Origin of the sequence: Streptomyces sp. RGM 3693, from assembly GCF_050471125.1 — a bacterium.
Lineage (GTDB): Bacteria > Actinomycetota > Actinomycetes > Streptomycetales > Streptomycetaceae > Streptomyces.
Window position 1 is genome coordinate 756,172 of sequence record NZ_JBMPPQ010000002.1, and the last position, 14,545, is coordinate 770,716.

Consider the following 14,545-nt stretch of genomic DNA (forward strand, 5'->3'; position numbering starts at 1 on the left):
GTGCCGAAAGGGGCCGGTGCCTTGCCGCATCCGCCGCGTTCCGCTGCCGCTCAGGTGGGCCACCCGCACCCGGCCGCGCCCACCGCGGGACGCGCCCGCGTGGCCGACCGGCACCGAGGACGGGTTCCGCGGCGGTTCCTCCGGCCTCCACCCACCAGCCGTAGGCGGAGGGCACCCCCGTAGGCGACCCCGGCGGGACAGCCGCATACGTGGGGCAGCCGCACTCGTGGGGCGGCCACAAACACCCCACCCACCACCCCTACCGCATCCCCACCCCCACTCACCCCCGCACCCCGCAACACCAGCGCGCAACACCGAGGAGCCGCTCGTGTTCAACCAGGACAGTGCATCCCCACCCCCACCCGGCCCGGCCGCGCCCGCCCCCACTCCCGCCCCCCAACTCACCTCCCCCCACAAGACGTTGCTCGACGGCACCGTCCGCGAGGTCTCCGTCCCCCCACTCGCCCCACCCGTCCGCACCGGCTCGCTCGGCGACATCCCCTTCACCAACGCCGCCGAGGCCCCGCACACCACCGTCCTCTCCCGCAAGCAGCCCAACGGCGCCTGGCACGACCTCACCGCCGCCGAGTTCGCCGCAGAGGTCCGTGCCGTCGCCAAGGGCCTGATCGCGCACGGCCTCCGCCCGGGCGACCGGCTCGCGATCATGGCCCGGACGTCCTACGAGTGGACCCTCGTCGACTTCGCCGCCTGGGCCGCCGGCCTGGTCACCGTCCCCCTCTACCCGACCTCCTCCGCCCATCAGGCGCAGTGGATCCTGCACGACTCGACGGCCCGCGCCTGCGTCGTCGAGACCGTCGACGAGGCCCGCCTGATCAGCCAGATCCGCGGCCGACTCCCCGCCCTCGACCACCTCTGGCAGTTCAGCACCGGCGCGATCGCCCAACTCGTCGACGCCGGCCGGGACCTTCCCGACGAGGTCGTGGACGAACGCCGCGCCACCCTCACCCCGCACGTCCTGGCCACCCTCGTCTACACCTCCGGCACCACCGGCAACCCCAAGGGCTGCGCCCTCACCCACGCCAACTTCTTCGCCGAGGTCGACAACGCCATCGCCCTCCTCCACCCCGTCTTCACGTCGGTCAGTGAGGAGCCCGCCGCCACCCTCCTCTTCCTCCCCCTCTCGCACGTCTTCGGCCGCATGGTCGCCATCGGCTGCCTGCGCGCCCGGGTCCGCCTCGGTCACGCCGCCAGCATCCAGACCGGCGAACTCCTCGCCGACCTCGCCGCCTTCCGGCCCACCTTCCTCCTCGCCATCCCGTACGTCCTGGAGAAGGTCTTCAACACCGGCCGCGCCACCGCCGAGAAGATGGGCCGGGCCGCCTCCTTCGACCGCGCGGCCCGCATCGCCCGCGCCTACGGGGAGGCCGTCGAGGCCAAGGAACACGGGACGGGCCCCGGCCCCGGCGTCGCCCTCAAGGCCGCCCGCAAGCTCTACGACCCGCTCGTCTACCGCCGGATCCGCGCCGCCCTCGGGGGCAGGGTCCGCTACGCGATCTGCGGCGGCTCACCGCTGGGCCACCGCCTCGCCGCCTTCTACTCCGGCGCCGGCATCGAGATCTTCGAGGGCTACGGCCTGACGGAGACCACCGCCGCGGCCACCGTCACCCCACCCCACCGCCCGCGCATCGGCACGGTCGGCTGGCCGCTGCCCGGCAGCTCCGTCCGCATCGCCGACGACGGCGAGGTCCTCCTCCGCGGCGCCCACGTCTTCGCCGGCTACTGGGACGCCACCCGCAGCGCCGTCCACCGGGTCACCGACCAGGACGGTTGGCTGGCCACCGGCGACCTCGGTGCCCTCGACGCCGACGGCTACCTCACCATCACCGGCCGCAAGAAAGAGATCATCGTGACCAGCGGAGGCAAGAACGTCGCCCCCGCGCCCCTGGAGGACCGCCTTCGCGCGCACCCCCTGGTGGGCCAGTGCATGGTCGTCGGCGACAACCGCCCGTACGTCACCGCGCTGATCACCCTGGAGCCCGACGGCCTCTCCCACTGGCGCCAAATGACCAGGAAACGCGACGTACCGCTCACCGAGCTCGTCCACGACGAGCGCCTCCTCGCCGACCTCCAGCACGCCGTCGACGACGCCAACGAACTGGTCTCCCGCGCCGAGTCCATCCGCCGCTTCACCGTCCTCCCGGCAGAGTTCACCGAACAGACCGGACACCTCACCCCGTCCCTCAAACTCCGTCGCGCCGTCGTCGCCCGTGACTTCGCCCACGAAATAGCCCGGCTTTACCAAAGGGAGTGAAAGGGAGTGGCCTGGTTTACGAAAGGGAGTGGCCCGGCTCTGGAGCCACGGCCCTCCGCGCGTCAGACTGGAACCCCGTGTCACCTCTGTGGGGGAGGTGGCACGGGGTCTTCCTGCCGTGCCGCGGACTCCTCCGCCCGGAACGGTCCCGCGCCAACCCGTGGCCGGCGGCAGCCCGTCGTCTTCCCGGCCTCAGCGCGGGGGCAACGCCACCGCCGTCTGCATCTGGCACGAGTTGCACCAGAACGCCCACCCGTTGGCGTCCACCGACCGCGAACCGCACGCCAGACACGGGTCGCCGACGAAGCTCGCGGCCACCCACGCACCGGCCGACGCGGCCCGCCGCCCGGCCGCCGCCCGTTCCTCGGCGTAGCAGGGAATGCACACGCCGCCCTCCCGGCCGGGTAGCTTCATCGGCCGCAGTCCACAGACCGCGCACGGAAGCCTGCCGACGTACTGGGCGTCCAGGCCGACCGGCTTGCCGTTCCTGCTGAAGGCCGCCATGGTCTCTCTCCCCTATGCCAGGACGGTTCCGGTGCCGGCGCAGCCGGAGCACTGCGTGGTGACCTTGTGGCCGCCGGGGGTCTCCCACTCGACGGTGCCCGCACCACCGCAGTCCGGGCAGGGCTTCTGCGGGGGCATGTTCTCGCTCATTCTGCCCACGGTAGGACCTGTCATGTGGCCGTGTGGCCACTTTCCGTGATCGCATCGATCGGTACTGCAATCACCAGGAACGGTTTCCCGATTCGGCCGAAGGTCCGGTTTTTCCGGGCCCGCCCGAATTCGGTGGGTGGTCTCCGATCAGTGGGGTGCCACGGGCCGCGTGCCCAGGGGAGTCCGCAGGCCAGTGCCGTGCCGGGGCCTGCCGGGGCGCGCGTGCGACGGCCACGGCAGCGGGTTCCGGCGGGAATTGGGGAAGATTTTCCGCGCCGCGAGAATCCAGGAAATGCGCAATCCGCTCTTCCCGGTCTTCCCGCGGATGCGTATTCCCGGGCGTTCCGGTTCGGGGAATTATTCGTTCCGTATCCGGTGGAGCGGGATCACCGACGGGCTCCGGGGGCGGGGGCCGGGCCACATGGGGGCGGCGCCGGACGGCGGGCGACCCGTGCGATGCGCTGCCCCGCGGCCTCGGGGCGGTGGTTATTCACCTGGTATTCATTTTCCGGCGCGCGGGCGAGCGGGAAAAGCGGGCGACGGCCGGGGTGTACGAAAGAGTGTACAAAAGGCAGGAGCCCCACTCTCCGCCCGAAGGTGGAGGGGGGCTCCTTGGGTGCTACTGGTCGATCAGATGAGAACGACCCGAGCGGTTACATCAGGCCGGCGAAACGTTCTCCGCCTGCGGGCCCTTCGGGCCCTGGGTGACGTCGAAGGTGACCTGCTGGTTCTCCTCAAGGGAGCGGAAACCAGAGGCGTTGATCGCCGAGTAGTGGACGAAGACATCCGGGCCGCCGCCGTCCTGGGCGATGAAGCCGAAGCCCTTTTCAGCGTTGAACCACTTGACGGTTCCGGTAGCCATGAGCCCTCCTTGGGCCAAAGGGTTGCCCTGCTCCAGAACCTGCAAAGAAGTCTGAAAACTACAAAAGCCTGCGGGTCACATGCTCCGCAGGCTCTGTACTGCAAGGGAAACCAAACTGCAACTTGGCCTGAGCCTAGCACGGTGCGCTCCGGAGGTGGAAGAGCTAAAGATCACGTTTGGCCGGGAGCGGAAAAGGCAACACCGGGCCCCCGGCGTCCGGCGCCGGAAGCGCCGGGTCTAGCCTCCGCATGTGGACAATTCAACCTTTGGAGACGCACTCGCGGGAGCCGACGCAGACCACCGTCGCAGCCGGCCGCGAGTGGGCCACATCCAGTTCCTGAACTGCCTGCCCCTTTACTGGGGCCTGGCCCGTACGGGCACCCTCCTCGATCTGGACCTCACCAAGGACACCCCCGAGAAGCTCAGCGAGCGGCTGGTGCGCGGGGAGCTCGACATCGCGCCGATCACGCTCGTCGAGTTCCTGCGGGCCGCCGACGACCTCGTCGCCTTCCCCGACCTCGCGGTCGGCTGTGACGGGCCGGTCATGTCCTGCGTGATCGTTTCGCAGAAGCCGCTGGAGAAGCTGGACGGCGCCCGGGTCGCCCTCGGGTCGACCTCGCGGACCTCCGTCCGGCTGGCGCAGTTGCTGCTCGCCGAGAAGATCGGGGTGCAGCCCGACTACTTCACCTGCCCGCCGGACCTCGGGCTGATGATGCAGGAGGCCGAGGCCGCGGTGTTGATCGGCGATGCCGCGCTCCGGGCCAACCTGCACGACGCACCCAAGCTCGGCCTGGACGTCCACGACCTGGGCCAGATGTGGAAGGACTGGACGGGACTCCCGTTCGTCTTCGCCGTCTGGGCGGCCCGGCGCGACTACCTGGAGCGCGAGCCGGGGGTGGTCCAGAAGGTGCACGAGGCGTTCCTGGCCTCGCGGGACCTCTCGCTGGAGGAGGTCGGCAAGGTCGCCGAGCAGGCCGCCCGCTGGGAGTACTTCGACGAGGCGCTGCTGGAGCGGTACTTCACCACCCTGGACTTCCGGTTCGGGCCGGACCAGCTGCGCGGCGTCACCGAGTTCGCCCGGCGGGTGGGTCCGACCACCGGGTTCCCGGCCGACGTGAAGGTGGAGCTGCTGCCGGCGGGGGCTGACGACCGCCGCTAGGGCGGTGGATCATGGCCGGTGCCGCGTGGCCGGCGGACGGGGCCCATCGGTTCCGCCGGGCGCCCACCGGCCCCCACGCGCCTACGGTGCCGGTGTCGGGCTGCGGAGGACCCGGCTGACGGCCTCCAGGCTCGCGTCCCGCATCCCGCGGAGATAGCTGCGGGCGTTGTGGCCACCGTCCTCGATGACGTGCAGCTGGGCGTGGACCGGCCCCTTGGCGTACCGCTGCACGAAGCGCTCCAGGTTGGCCCGGCCGCTCTCCTTCGTGCCGATCTGGAACTGCACGTACACATCGGGGGCGCCGGGGCGGGTGGCCAGGTGCTGTGCCAGCAGCTCCGGGTCGTTGGCCCGCTGCTCCCTCCGGTGGCCGCGCCACAGCGGCGAGTCCGGGCGGGTGTCCGGGCCGCTGGCGATCACCGCCTTGAAGCGGTCCGGGTGCTGGAGGACCTGCTTCAGGGCGACGAAACCACCGGACGAGGACCCCATGAACGCCCAGCCGTCGCGGCTGGTGAACGTCCGGAAGTTGGCCTTGACCAGGTCGGGGACGTCGTCGGACATCCAGGTGCCCATCTTGGGCTGCCCCGGGATGTCGCTGCCGTCGTAGTAGTGCTTGTCGGGGTTGAGGACCGGCATCACGAGGAGGAACGGCTGGCTGCGGCCCAGGGCCGCCAGGTCGCTGACGGCCTGCTGGAGCTTGTGGCCGGTCGCCGCCCAGTAATTGGCGGGGTAGCCGTAACTGCCCGGTAGGGCGATCAGGACCGGGAACGCGCTGTTCCGGTAGCGGTCCTCGTAGTACTCCTTGGGCGCCCAGACCCACACCTTGCCGGTGAACCCGGACTTTTTGCCGTGCAGGGTGGTGACGCCGATCTTCGTGCCGTCGCCGAGCGTGGCGGACGTACGGAACGCGGCATGCGGGCCGGTCGGCATCCGCACGGCCGGGTCCGCCACGGACGCCCGCACCGGGCCGGGCACGCCGTCGGGCAGCGCCCGGCTGAACGACATCGGCTCACCGGTGTCGTTGAGCACGTCCAGGTACTTGACGGTCGGATAGGCGCAGAGGCCGACCACGGCCACCAGGCCGGTGAGGAAGGACGCGCGCCACCGGGGGCGCGCGTCCTGCCGGCCCTCCGCGGTACGCCGGGCGGAACGGCCGCGCCCGAGGAAGCGGGAGTGCCTCAGCAGGCCGCGACGCCCGCTGCGGTACTCCTGGCGCGGGTCGTGTGGGCGGTCCCCGGGGGTGCGGTACATGGGCGTTCTCCCGATCTCCCGATGGACGGACCCTGAGCAAGGAGTCGCGGGGCGGATGGTCGGCTTGTGCCCTGTTTGATGCGGAAAGCGGGACGGGGGTTTCCGGAACGCGCCATGAACTGGGTCATAAGCTGGGGCCGCCGTCTTGGAGGGGGAGGCGCCATGGAACCGCTGGCCGACGAGGACCCACGGGCCCTGGGCGGATACCGGCTGCTCGGCCGCCTGGGCGCGGGCGGAATGGGACGCGTCTACCTGGGGCGCAGCGCCGGCGGGCGGACCGTCGCGGTGAAGGCCGTGCATGCCCAGTACGCCGCCGACGAACAGTTCCGGGCCCGCTTCCGACGCGAGGTCGCCTCGGCGCGGCGGGTCGGCGGCGCCTGGACCGCGCCCGTCCTGGACGCCGACCCCGACGCCCCCGTCCCCTGGGTCGCCACCGGTTACGTCGCCGGCCCCTCCCTGGCCCGGGCGGTCGTCGACCACGGCCCGCTCGCCGAACACTCCGTACGGACCCTCGGCGCCGGCCTGGCCGAGGCGCTGACCGCGGTGCACGCACGGGGGCTCGTCCACCGGGACGTCAAGCCCTCCAACGTGCTGCTGACGCTCGACGGGCCCCGGCTGATCGACTTCGGGATCGCCCGGGCCACGGACGGCGCCGCCGCACTGACCTCCACCGGGGTCTCGGTCGGCTCGCCCGGCTACATGGCGCCCGAGCAGATCCTCGGCAAGGGCGCGGAGGGCGCCGCCGACGTCTTCTCCCTGGGGGCGGTACTGGCGTTCGCGGCAACCGGGGCCGGCCCGTTCTCCGGGGACTCGTCCGCCACGCTGCTCTACAAGGTGGTGCACGAGGAACCCGAACTGGGCCCGGAACTCACCGGCGGGCTGCGGGAACTGGTGGCCGCCTGCCTGGCCAAGGACCCCGCCCGGCGGCCCGCGCCCGACCTGGTCGCGGCACGACTCGCGGGGGAGGGCAGCGGCGGGGTGGCCGGGCTGGTGCGTGCCGGCTGGCTGCCGGGCCCCCTGGTCGAGCAGGTCAGCCGACAGGTGGTGGCGCTGCTGGACCTGGACGCGGAGGAGGGCGGGGGCCCGGCGGTCCCGGAGGGCCCGGAGGCCGGTGCCGACAGGGCGGATGGGGCGTACGCGGGCGCCTTGGGTGGTGCAGGTGTGGAAACCGGCGCTCCTGGTGCTGCCGGTGCTGCCGGTTCGGCGTCGGGGTTCGGCTTCGAGGCGGGGTCCGGGTTGATCGCGTTCGATCCGCGGGCGCAGAGCGGCGGGCCGGCTACGGCGCCGTCCGCTTGGCCGGTGGCCGGCGCCCCGCCCGCCGCGCCCCCGCTGCCGCCCACACCCCCGTCACTGTCCTCATCTCCCTCTCCTGCTCCCTCTCCCTCCGCCTCTCCTTCGTCTTCCCCGTCCGGTCTCGCCGATCTGCCGACCGGCTCCGCGGCGTCCCCGGCTGCCGTCCCCAAGGAGCGGCAGATCGCGCTCAGCGGTGTGCTCGGCGGCGCGGACCGGCCCCGGCGGATGAGCTGCACGCTGGTGCTCTCGGTGGCCGGCGCGCTGGCGGTCGCCACCACTGCCACAGTGTTCTTCGCCGTGCTCAAGGGGCCGGGGGGCGGCGGCTCGGCCGCCACGCCGCCGACCGGGCACACCCCGACGGCCGCGCCCACCGAAGCCACCGGCAAGGGCGTCCCCACGGGCTTCCTCGGCACCTGGAGCGGCACCGTCACCATGGCGAACGGGTTTCCCAACGGCACCATGACCAGCGTCATCAAGGCCGGCAACGAGGGCGATGTCGTCGTACGGACCACGTACGACGTGGTGCTGGTGCGCTGTCAGTCCGAGGCGAAGCTGGTGTCGGTCTCCGGCAACAAGCTGGTCCTACGGGAGAGCCCCGACGGCAGACAGGGGCCGGGCTGCACGGGCAACACCTCCACCGTGACGTACACCCTCGGCAAGGACGGCGCGCTCATCTTCACCTCGGACGACAAGCGGGGCGGCACCCCGAAGGCGACCCTGACGAAGAGCGGCGGCTGACGGGAAGCGCGACGGCCGACGGGCGGCCCCACCGGCGGGTGAACGGGCCGGTGGGGCCGGCCCCGCCCGTGCCGGCGGGCCGGTCGCTCCGCCCGCGGACCAACCCCCACCCACACCGTCAGACCCCTGGCGTACGCTGGTTCAGTCCTTCAGTGCTTACTGTTTGTCCGCCTCCGAAAGGGACGCCCCGGTGACCGAGAACGCCGACCTCAAGTCTTTTGATGTCACAGCCGTACTCGACCGCGCCGCACAGGGCGGCCGCATCACGCCGGAGGAGGCGCTCGACCTCTACCGCTCCGCGCCGCTGCACGCACTGGGCCAGGCCGCCGACGCCATCCGCCGCCGCCGTTACGCCGGTACGGAGCACATCGCGACGTACATCATCGAGCGCAACATCAACTACACCAACGTCTGCGTGACGGCCTGCAAGTTCTGCGCCTTCTACGCCGCGCCCAAGGACACCGCCAAGGGCTGGACCCGCGACCTCGACGACATCCTGCGGCGCTGCGCGGAGACCGTCGAACTGGGCGGCACCCAGATCATGTTCCAGGGCGGCCACCACCCGGACTACGGCGTCGAGTACTACGAAGAGCACTTCTCGGCCATCAAGAAGGCGTTCCCGCAGCTGGTCATCCACTCCCTCGGCGCCTCCGAGGTCGAGCACATGGCGCGGATCTCCAAGGTCTCCGTCGAGGAGGCGATCTCCCGGATCCACGCCGCGGGCCTCGACTCGTTCGCCGGCGCCGGTGCTGAACTCCTCCCGGCCCGCCCCCGCAAGGCCATCGCCCCGCTGAAGGAGTCCGGCGAGCGCTGGCTGGAGATCATGGAGACGGCGCACCAGCTGGGCGTGGAGTCGACGTCCACGATGCTCATGGGCACCGGCGAGACCAACGCCGAGCGGATCGAGCACCTGCGGATGATCCGCGACGTCCAGGACCGTACGGGCGGCTTCCGCGCCTTCATCCCGTACACCTACCAGCCGGAGAACAACCACCTGAAGGGCCAGACGCAGGCCACCCTCTTCGAGTACCTGCGCATGATCGCCATCGCCCGGATCTTCCTCGACAACGTCGCCCACATCCAGGGCTCGTGGCTGACCACCGGCAAGGAGGTCGGCCAGCTGTCGCTGCACTACGGCGCGGACGACCTCGGCTCGATCATGCTGGAGGAGAACGTGGTCTCCTCGGCCGGTGCCAAGCACCGCTCCAACCGCCAGGAGATCATCGACCTGATCCGTAAGGCGGGCCGGGTCCCGGCGCAGCGTGCGACGACGTACGAGCACCTCGTCGTGCACGACGACCCGGCCAACGACCCGGTCGACGACCGGGTCGTCTCGCACCTCTCCTCGACGGCCATCGAGGGCGGCACCGCCCACCCCGAACTGAAGCTCGTCGACGCCAACTGACCGCCGCGAACGCCGACGGATCAGCGGTACAGGGATGCTGACGCTCCACAAGGCGCGGGCCGTCCGGCTCGGCCCCGGTAAGGACGCCGAGCCGCTGACCGGGTACGCGGTCGTCGTCGACGGCGACCGGCTGGCCGCCGTCGGCCCGTACGAGGAACTGCTGGCGGCGTACGGCACGGGGGTCCGGATCCGGGAGTGGGACGGGACCCTGACCCCCGGCCGCCATGAACCGGACGGCGCGGCGCTGCTGGAGGGCGCCTACCACCCCGATCCGCGCGAGGCCGCCGAACTCGGCGCCGAGCCGCTGACCGGCGCGGCGCTGGCTGCCCTCCCCATGACCGAGACCCGCTGGGGCGCCAGTGCCCGGCGCGGCCTCCAGCGCCTGCTGGCCGCCGGCACCACCTCGTTGGCCGGCCCGTTCACCCGCCCCGCGGTCCGTACGGCGGTGCAGCGGTCCGGTCTCCGGCAGACCGGTGGCCGGGCCGTGGCCCCCGAGGGCCCGCCCCATCCGGTCGCCGCCCTCGCGCCCGGTGCCCCGGCCGATTTCGCCGTCTTCGCCCCGGACGGCACCTGTCTGGCCACCGTCCTCGCCGGCCGCCTGGTCCACCGCCGCCGCTGACCCGAGGCGGCGGCCCCGTCGCCGACGCGTCCCCGTCAAGAACCCGTCAGGGCCCGCCACCTGCACGTCAGGGCGGTGTCAACGGAAGCGGAACGGGCGATTCAGCCCGGCATGATCTTGATCGCGGGGACGGCCGTCGCCCGGCCGCTCACGATGCGCTACGCACCGCTCGACCGCCCGGAATGTCAGAGGGGGGCATGACGGCCGTCCCCGACCAACCGCTCCGCCGGCCCCGCTCGCCGCGCCGCGGGCCCGTCGGGCCGCCCGGTGCCGGGGGCCGGTTCCGCACGGTGGACAATGGCCGGGTGACCCGAGCATCCCTGGACAAGCAGCCGCACGAAGTCGCCGCGATGTTCGACGACGTGGCGGCACGGTACGACCTCACCAATGACGTGCTCTCCCTGGGCCAGGCGCGGCTCTGGCGCAAGGAGGTGGACCGTGCGGTGGCCGCGCGGCCCGCCGAGCGGGTGCTCGACCTCGCGGCCGGGACCGGTACCTCCTCGCTGCCGTTCGCGCGGACCGGGGCGTACGTCGTGCCGTGCGACTTCTCGGTCGGGATGCTGCGGGAGGGCAAGAAGCGGCACCCGTGGTTGCCGTTCACGGCGGGGGACGGGACCCGGCTGCCGTTCGCGGACGGGGTGTTCGACGCCGTCACCATCTCCTTCGGGCTGCGCAACATCCAGGAGACCGATGCCGCGCTGGCCGAGCTGTACCGCGTCACCAAGCCCGGTGGGCGGGTGGTGATCTGCGAGTTCAGCGAGCCGACCTGGGCGCCGTTCCGGACCGTCTACACCGAGTACCTGATGCGGGCGCTGCCGCCGGTCGCCCGCGCGGTCAGCAGCAACCCGGAGGCGTACGTCTACCTCGCGGAGTCCATCCGCACCTGGCCCAACCAGCCCGAGCTGGCCGCCCGACTCCAGGGCGTGGGCTGGACCGAGGTCGCCTGGCGGAACTTGACCGGTGGGGTCGTGGCGCTGCACCGGGGCACCAAGCCGGTCGAGGGCTGAGCCGGGAGTCGGAGCCTGGCCGACGGCACACCGACGCCCCAAAGAAACCGCCCCCGCCCGTGGTCTCACGGTCGGGGGCGGCTTCTTGGGCCGGAGTGCGGTGGCCCCGGGATGGGCTACGGCCTCCCGGGCTGCCGCGGTCGCCGGCTACTTCTTGAACGCGTAGTCCATCAGCTTCTTGGCGTCCGCGGTGCGGTTGTCCAGGGACGAGGAGGACAGGACCGCGCCGATGACGGTCTTTCCGCCGCGGGTGGCGGCGAAGACCAGGCAGTACTTGGCCTCCGGGCCCGAGCCGGTCTTCACACCGATGGTGCCCTGGTAGCTGCCGAGCAGGTTGTTGGTGTTGGTCCACGACATGTAGCGGTAGCCGCCGCTCTTCGTCGTGACCTTCTGCTTGGTGGACTTGGTGCCCACGACCGTGCGGAACGTGGAGAACTTCATCGCGTTGCTGGCGAGCTTGGTCAGATCGCGCGGCGTCGAGTAGTTCGTGCCACGCCCTATGCCGTCGAACGAGTCGAAGTGGCTGTTCTTCATCCCCAGGCTCTTGGCGGTGGCGTTCATCTGGCCGATGAACGACTTCACCCGGGCGTCCCGGGTCGCGCCGGTGCCGTACGTGTCGGCCAGCGCGTACGCGGCGTCGCAGCCGGACGGGAGCATCAGCCCGTAGAGCAGCTGGCGGACCGTCACCTTGTCGCCGACGATCAGATGGGCCGACGAGGCCCAGTCGTTGTTGACGATGTAGTCGCTGTACGCCTTCTGAACCGTGACCTTGGAATCCAGGTTGAGGTTCTTCTGGGCCAGCACCACCCGGGCCGTCATGATCTTGGTGGTGGAGCCGGTGGACCGGCGGGTGTCCGCGGCCTTGGCGAAGAGCGTCGAGCCGGTGCCGTTGTTCATCACGAAGCCGCCGGCGGCGGTGATGCTGGGCGTGGGGAGGGTGGCGGCCTGCGCCTGTGAGCCGAACGCTCCGGCGGTCAGGACGGCTCCGGTGGTGACGGCCACCGCGGTCGCGCGCCGCATGCCCTTGATGCCTTTGATGCCAATTTTCAAGTGGATGCTCCAAATACCCCTGCAGTGCGGGCACATGAGAGTGCCGCTCTCCCTTGAGACACTCGGGGTGCGGCAATGGATGCGTCGGCGGTGCTTTTGTTTCGGTCATTTCTGGTGCGGTGGGGATTCCTCCGGTGCCGGGCCTGAGTTCCCGCCCCGCCCCTCGGCCGGGCCCGCAGCGCGCCCCGGGGCGGACATCCCGTCCCGGGGTCGGAAATCCCGCCCCCGGGTCAGAGGACCAGCCGGTAGCAGTGGGCCGTCCGCTCGCTGGCCGGTCTCTGGAACGTCTCGCCCAGGCGCATCCCCAGGCGTCGGGTCACCGCGATCGACCGGGCGTTGCGGGTGTCCACCATCGCCACCACCTCGCGGACCTTGGCCGCCCGTACGACGTCCAGCGCCCGCTGCGCGGCCGTCGTGGCGTACCCCTTGCCCCAGTACGCCCGGCCCAGTCGCCAGCCGATCTCGATCTCGCCGGTCGGGCCCCACTCCCTGGGCCAGGGCTGGGCGCCGGTGAAGCCGATGACCGCGCCGTCCGCCGGGTCCAGCAGGGTGTAGAGGCAGAAGCCCCGTTCGGCGTGGTGGCGGCGCTGGCGGGCGGTGAGCTCCTCGTAGACCGAGAGTTCGGCGGGGGCGCCGCCGTGGAACTCCATCACCTCGGGGTCGTTGAAGACCCGGTGCCAGTGCAGTGCGTCCTCGTCGGTGGGTATCCGCAGTTCGACGGCGGGGAGGGGGCGCGTGGGCCGGGGGGCGGGCGCAGGCGTCATGGGACAACCCTTCAGTTTCCGATCATCAAGGCCCCCATAGACTGCACCTGCCCAGTGCCGGTCGGCACCCAGATATCCAGACCGGATATCCAGATATCGACTTTCGGGAGAAAATGCCGTGACCGAGTCCGCGTCCGTGACCGCGTCCGTGACCACACCCCGATCGGAGCACAGCGCGGATGTGATCGTCGTCGGTGCCGGGCCGGCCGGCGCGACCACCGCCTATCACCTCGCCAAGTCCGGTCTGGACGTGCTGCTCCTGGAGAAGACGGCGTTCCCGCGCGAGAAGGTCTGCGGTGACGGGCTCACCCCGCGCGCCACCAAGCAGTTGATCGCGATGGGCATCGACATCTCCGAAGAGGCCGGCTGGCTGCGCAACAAGGGTCTGCGCATCATCGGCGGCGGCTCCCGGCTCCAGCTCGACTGGCCGGAACTCGCCTCCTTCCCGGATTACGGTCTGGTCCGCAAGCGGGACGACTTCGACGAGCAGCTGGCCCGGCAGGCGCAGAAGGCCGGTGCCCGGCTCTACGAGCGGTGCAACGTGGGCGCGCCGATCGTCAACGAGCTGACCGGGCACATCACCGGCGTGCACGCCAAGCTCGGCGAAGCTGGGTCTGATTCGAAAGACATGGCACCGGTGACCTTCCACGCCCCGATCGTGGTCGCCGCCGACGGCAACTCCACCCGGCTGTCGCTGGCGATGGGGCTGCACCGGCGCGAGGACCGGCCGATGGGCGTCGCGGTGCGGACGTACTTCACCTCGCCGCGGCACGACGACGACTACCTGGAGTCCTGGCTGGAGCTGTGGGACCGCCGGGGTGCCCAGGACCGGCTGCTGCCGGGCTACGGCTGGATCTTCGGCATGGGCGACGGCACCTCCAACGTGGGGCTCGGCGTGCTGAACACCTCGGCCTCCTTCAAGGAGCTGGACTGGCGGGAGATCCTCAAGGCGTGGTGCGCGTCGATGCCCGCCGACTGGGGCTACACCCCGGAGAACATGACCGGTCCGATCCGCGGCGCGGCCCTCCCGATGGCCTTCAACCGCCAGCCGCACTACACCAAGGGCCTCCTCCTGGTCGGCGACGCCGGCGGGCTGGTCAACCCGTTCAACGGTGAGGGCATCGCGTACGCCATGGAGTCCGGCGCCCTCGCCGCCGAGGTGATCGTGCAGGCGCAGGCCCGTGCCACGTACGCCCAGCGGGAGCTGGCGCTGCACCGCTATCCGAAGGTCCTCAAGGACACCTACGGCGGCTACTACTCCCTCGGCCGGGCGTTCGTGAAGCTGATCGGCAACCCCAAGGTGATGCAGATCGCCACCCAGCGCGGTCTGACCCACCCGCTGCTGATGCGCTTCACGCTCAAGATGCTGGCCAACCTCACCGACCCGACGGGCGGCGACGCGATGGACCGGATCATCAACGGTCTGAGCAAGGTCGCGCCGAAGGCGTGACGCGCCCCGAGCCACTGCTCGGCA

Annotated in this window: 13 protein-coding genes; 7 read left to right on the top strand and 6 right to left on the bottom strand. The window is 71.4% G+C overall.

The window, feature by feature from the left end:
• The first annotated feature begins 328 nt into the window (after nucleotides 1–328).
• Nucleotides 329–2,272 (top strand): AMP-dependent synthetase/ligase, encoded by a 1,944-nt coding sequence (locus ACO0M4_RS20680; RefSeq protein ID WP_430372273.1) that lies wholly within the window; start codon nucleotides 329–331, stop codon nucleotides 2,270–2,272.
• A 192-nt stretch (nucleotides 2,273–2,464) separates the two neighbouring features.
• Here the strand turns inward: ACO0M4_RS20680 and ACO0M4_RS20685 are convergent, their stop codons facing one another.
• From ACO0M4_RS20685 to ACO0M4_RS20695, 3 genes are all read right to left on the bottom strand, one after another.
• Nucleotides 2,465–2,776: a hypothetical protein gene (locus tag ACO0M4_RS20685; RefSeq protein ID WP_100604493.1), complete on the bottom strand. Its 312-nt coding sequence runs from the start codon at nucleotides 2,774–2,776 to the stop codon at nucleotides 2,465–2,467.
• 12 nt (nucleotides 2,777–2,788) lie between these two features.
• The gene (locus ACO0M4_RS20690; protein WP_158690127.1) at nucleotides 2,789–2,926 is read right to left on the bottom strand and encodes a hypothetical protein; all 138 of its coding nucleotides are present in this window, start codon (nucleotides 2,924–2,926) and stop codon (nucleotides 2,789–2,791) included.
• Nucleotides 2,927–3,584: 658 nt separating this feature from the next.
• Nucleotides 3,585–3,788 (bottom strand): cold-shock protein, encoded by a 204-nt coding sequence (locus ACO0M4_RS20695; RefSeq protein ID WP_016574426.1) that lies wholly within the window; start codon nucleotides 3,786–3,788, stop codon nucleotides 3,585–3,587.
• A 250-nt stretch (nucleotides 3,789–4,038) separates the two neighbouring features.
• Between ACO0M4_RS20695 and ACO0M4_RS20700 the strand changes: the two genes are divergently transcribed.
• Nucleotides 4,039–4,947 carry a menaquinone biosynthetic enzyme MqnA/MqnD family protein gene (locus ACO0M4_RS20700; RefSeq protein WP_430372274.1) on the top strand — a complete coding sequence of 303 codons (909 nt, stop codon included), beginning with the start codon at nucleotides 4,039–4,041 and terminating at the stop codon, nucleotides 4,945–4,947.
• An 81-nt stretch (nucleotides 4,948–5,028) separates the two neighbouring features.
• Here the strand turns inward: ACO0M4_RS20700 and ACO0M4_RS20705 are convergent, their stop codons facing one another.
• Nucleotides 5,029–6,195 carry an alpha/beta hydrolase gene (locus ACO0M4_RS20705; RefSeq protein WP_430372275.1) on the bottom strand — a complete coding sequence of 389 codons (1,167 nt, stop codon included), beginning with the start codon at nucleotides 6,193–6,195 and terminating at the stop codon, nucleotides 5,029–5,031.
• 162 nt (nucleotides 6,196–6,357) lie between these two features.
• On the opposite strand from ACO0M4_RS20705, the gene ACO0M4_RS20710 reads away from it, so the two are divergent.
• The 4 genes from ACO0M4_RS20710 (at nucleotide 6,358) to ACO0M4_RS20725 (ending at nucleotide 11,257) form a co-directional block, all read left to right on the top strand.
• Nucleotides 6,358–8,226: a serine/threonine-protein kinase gene (locus tag ACO0M4_RS20710; RefSeq protein WP_430372277.1), complete on the top strand. Its 1,869-nt coding sequence runs from the start codon at nucleotides 6,358–6,360 to the stop codon at nucleotides 8,224–8,226.
• A 190-nt stretch (nucleotides 8,227–8,416) separates the two neighbouring features.
• A complete protein-coding gene (mqnC, locus tag ACO0M4_RS20715; protein WP_430372278.1) occupies nucleotides 8,417–9,631 on the top strand; it encodes a cyclic dehypoxanthinyl futalosine synthase in 1,215 nt (404 codons plus the stop codon).
• Between the two features lie 34 nt (nucleotides 9,632–9,665).
• Nucleotides 9,666–10,250: an imidazolonepropionase-like domain-containing protein gene (locus ACO0M4_RS20720; RefSeq protein WP_430372280.1), complete on the top strand. Its 585-nt coding sequence runs from the start codon at nucleotides 9,666–9,668 to the stop codon at nucleotides 10,248–10,250.
• Between the two features lie 305 nt (nucleotides 10,251–10,555).
• On the top strand, nucleotides 10,556–11,257 hold the full coding sequence (locus tag ACO0M4_RS20725) for a demethylmenaquinone methyltransferase (RefSeq protein ID WP_430372281.1): 702 nt from the start codon (nucleotides 10,556–10,558) through the stop codon (nucleotides 11,255–11,257).
• Nucleotides 11,258–11,404: 147 nt separating this feature from the next.
• On the opposite strand, the gene ACO0M4_RS20730 is transcribed toward ACO0M4_RS20725, so the two are convergent.
• A complete protein-coding gene (locus ACO0M4_RS20730) occupies nucleotides 11,405–12,343 on the bottom strand; it encodes a D-alanyl-D-alanine carboxypeptidase family protein (protein WP_430372283.1) in 939 nt (312 codons plus the stop codon).
• Between the two features lie 194 nt (nucleotides 12,344–12,537).
• Entirely contained in the window at nucleotides 12,538–13,071 is a 534-nt protein-coding gene (locus ACO0M4_RS20735) for a GNAT family N-acetyltransferase (protein WP_430372284.1), read from the bottom strand.
• Nucleotides 13,072–13,189: 118 nt separating this feature from the next.
• Here ACO0M4_RS20735 and ACO0M4_RS20740 point away from each other — a divergent pair, with 118 nt between their 5' ends.
• The gene (locus ACO0M4_RS20740) at nucleotides 13,190–14,521 is read left to right on the top strand and encodes a geranylgeranyl reductase family protein (protein WP_430372285.1); all 1,332 of its coding nucleotides are present in this window, start codon (nucleotides 13,190–13,192) and stop codon (nucleotides 14,519–14,521) included.
• The last annotated feature ends 24 nt before the right edge of the window (nucleotides 14,522–14,545 follow it).

What these genes read in the sequence shown, in the direction of transcription:
- ACO0M4_RS20710 (WP_430372277.1), top strand. Translation starts at nt 6,358, where the DNA reads ATGGAACCGCTGGCCGACGAGGACCCACGGGCCCTGGGCGGATACCGG.
- ACO0M4_RS20735 (WP_430372284.1), bottom strand. Translation starts at nt 13,071, where the DNA reads ATGACGCCTGCGCCCGCCCCCCGGCCCACGCGCCCCCTCCCCGCCGTC.
- ACO0M4_RS20705 (WP_430372275.1), bottom strand. Translation starts at nt 6,195, where the DNA reads ATGTACCGCACCCCCGGGGACCGCCCACACGACCCGCGCCAGGAGTAC.
- ACO0M4_RS20695 (WP_016574426.1), bottom strand. Translation starts at nt 3,788, where the DNA reads ATGGCTACCGGAACCGTCAAGTGGTTCAACGCTGAAAAGGGCTTCGGC.
- ACO0M4_RS20690 (WP_158690127.1), bottom strand. Translation starts at nt 2,926, where the DNA reads ATGAGCGAGAACATGCCCCCGCAGAAGCCCTGCCCGGACTGCGGTGGT.
- ACO0M4_RS20685 (WP_100604493.1), bottom strand. Translation starts at nt 2,776, where the DNA reads ATGGCGGCCTTCAGCAGGAACGGCAAGCCGGTCGGCCTGGACGCCCAG.
- ACO0M4_RS20730 (WP_430372283.1), bottom strand. Translation starts at nt 12,343, where the DNA reads ATGTGCCCGCACTGCAGGGGTATTTGGAGCATCCACTTGAAAATTGGC.
- ACO0M4_RS20720 (WP_430372280.1), top strand. Translation starts at nt 9,666, where the DNA reads ATGCTGACGCTCCACAAGGCGCGGGCCGTCCGGCTCGGCCCCGGTAAG.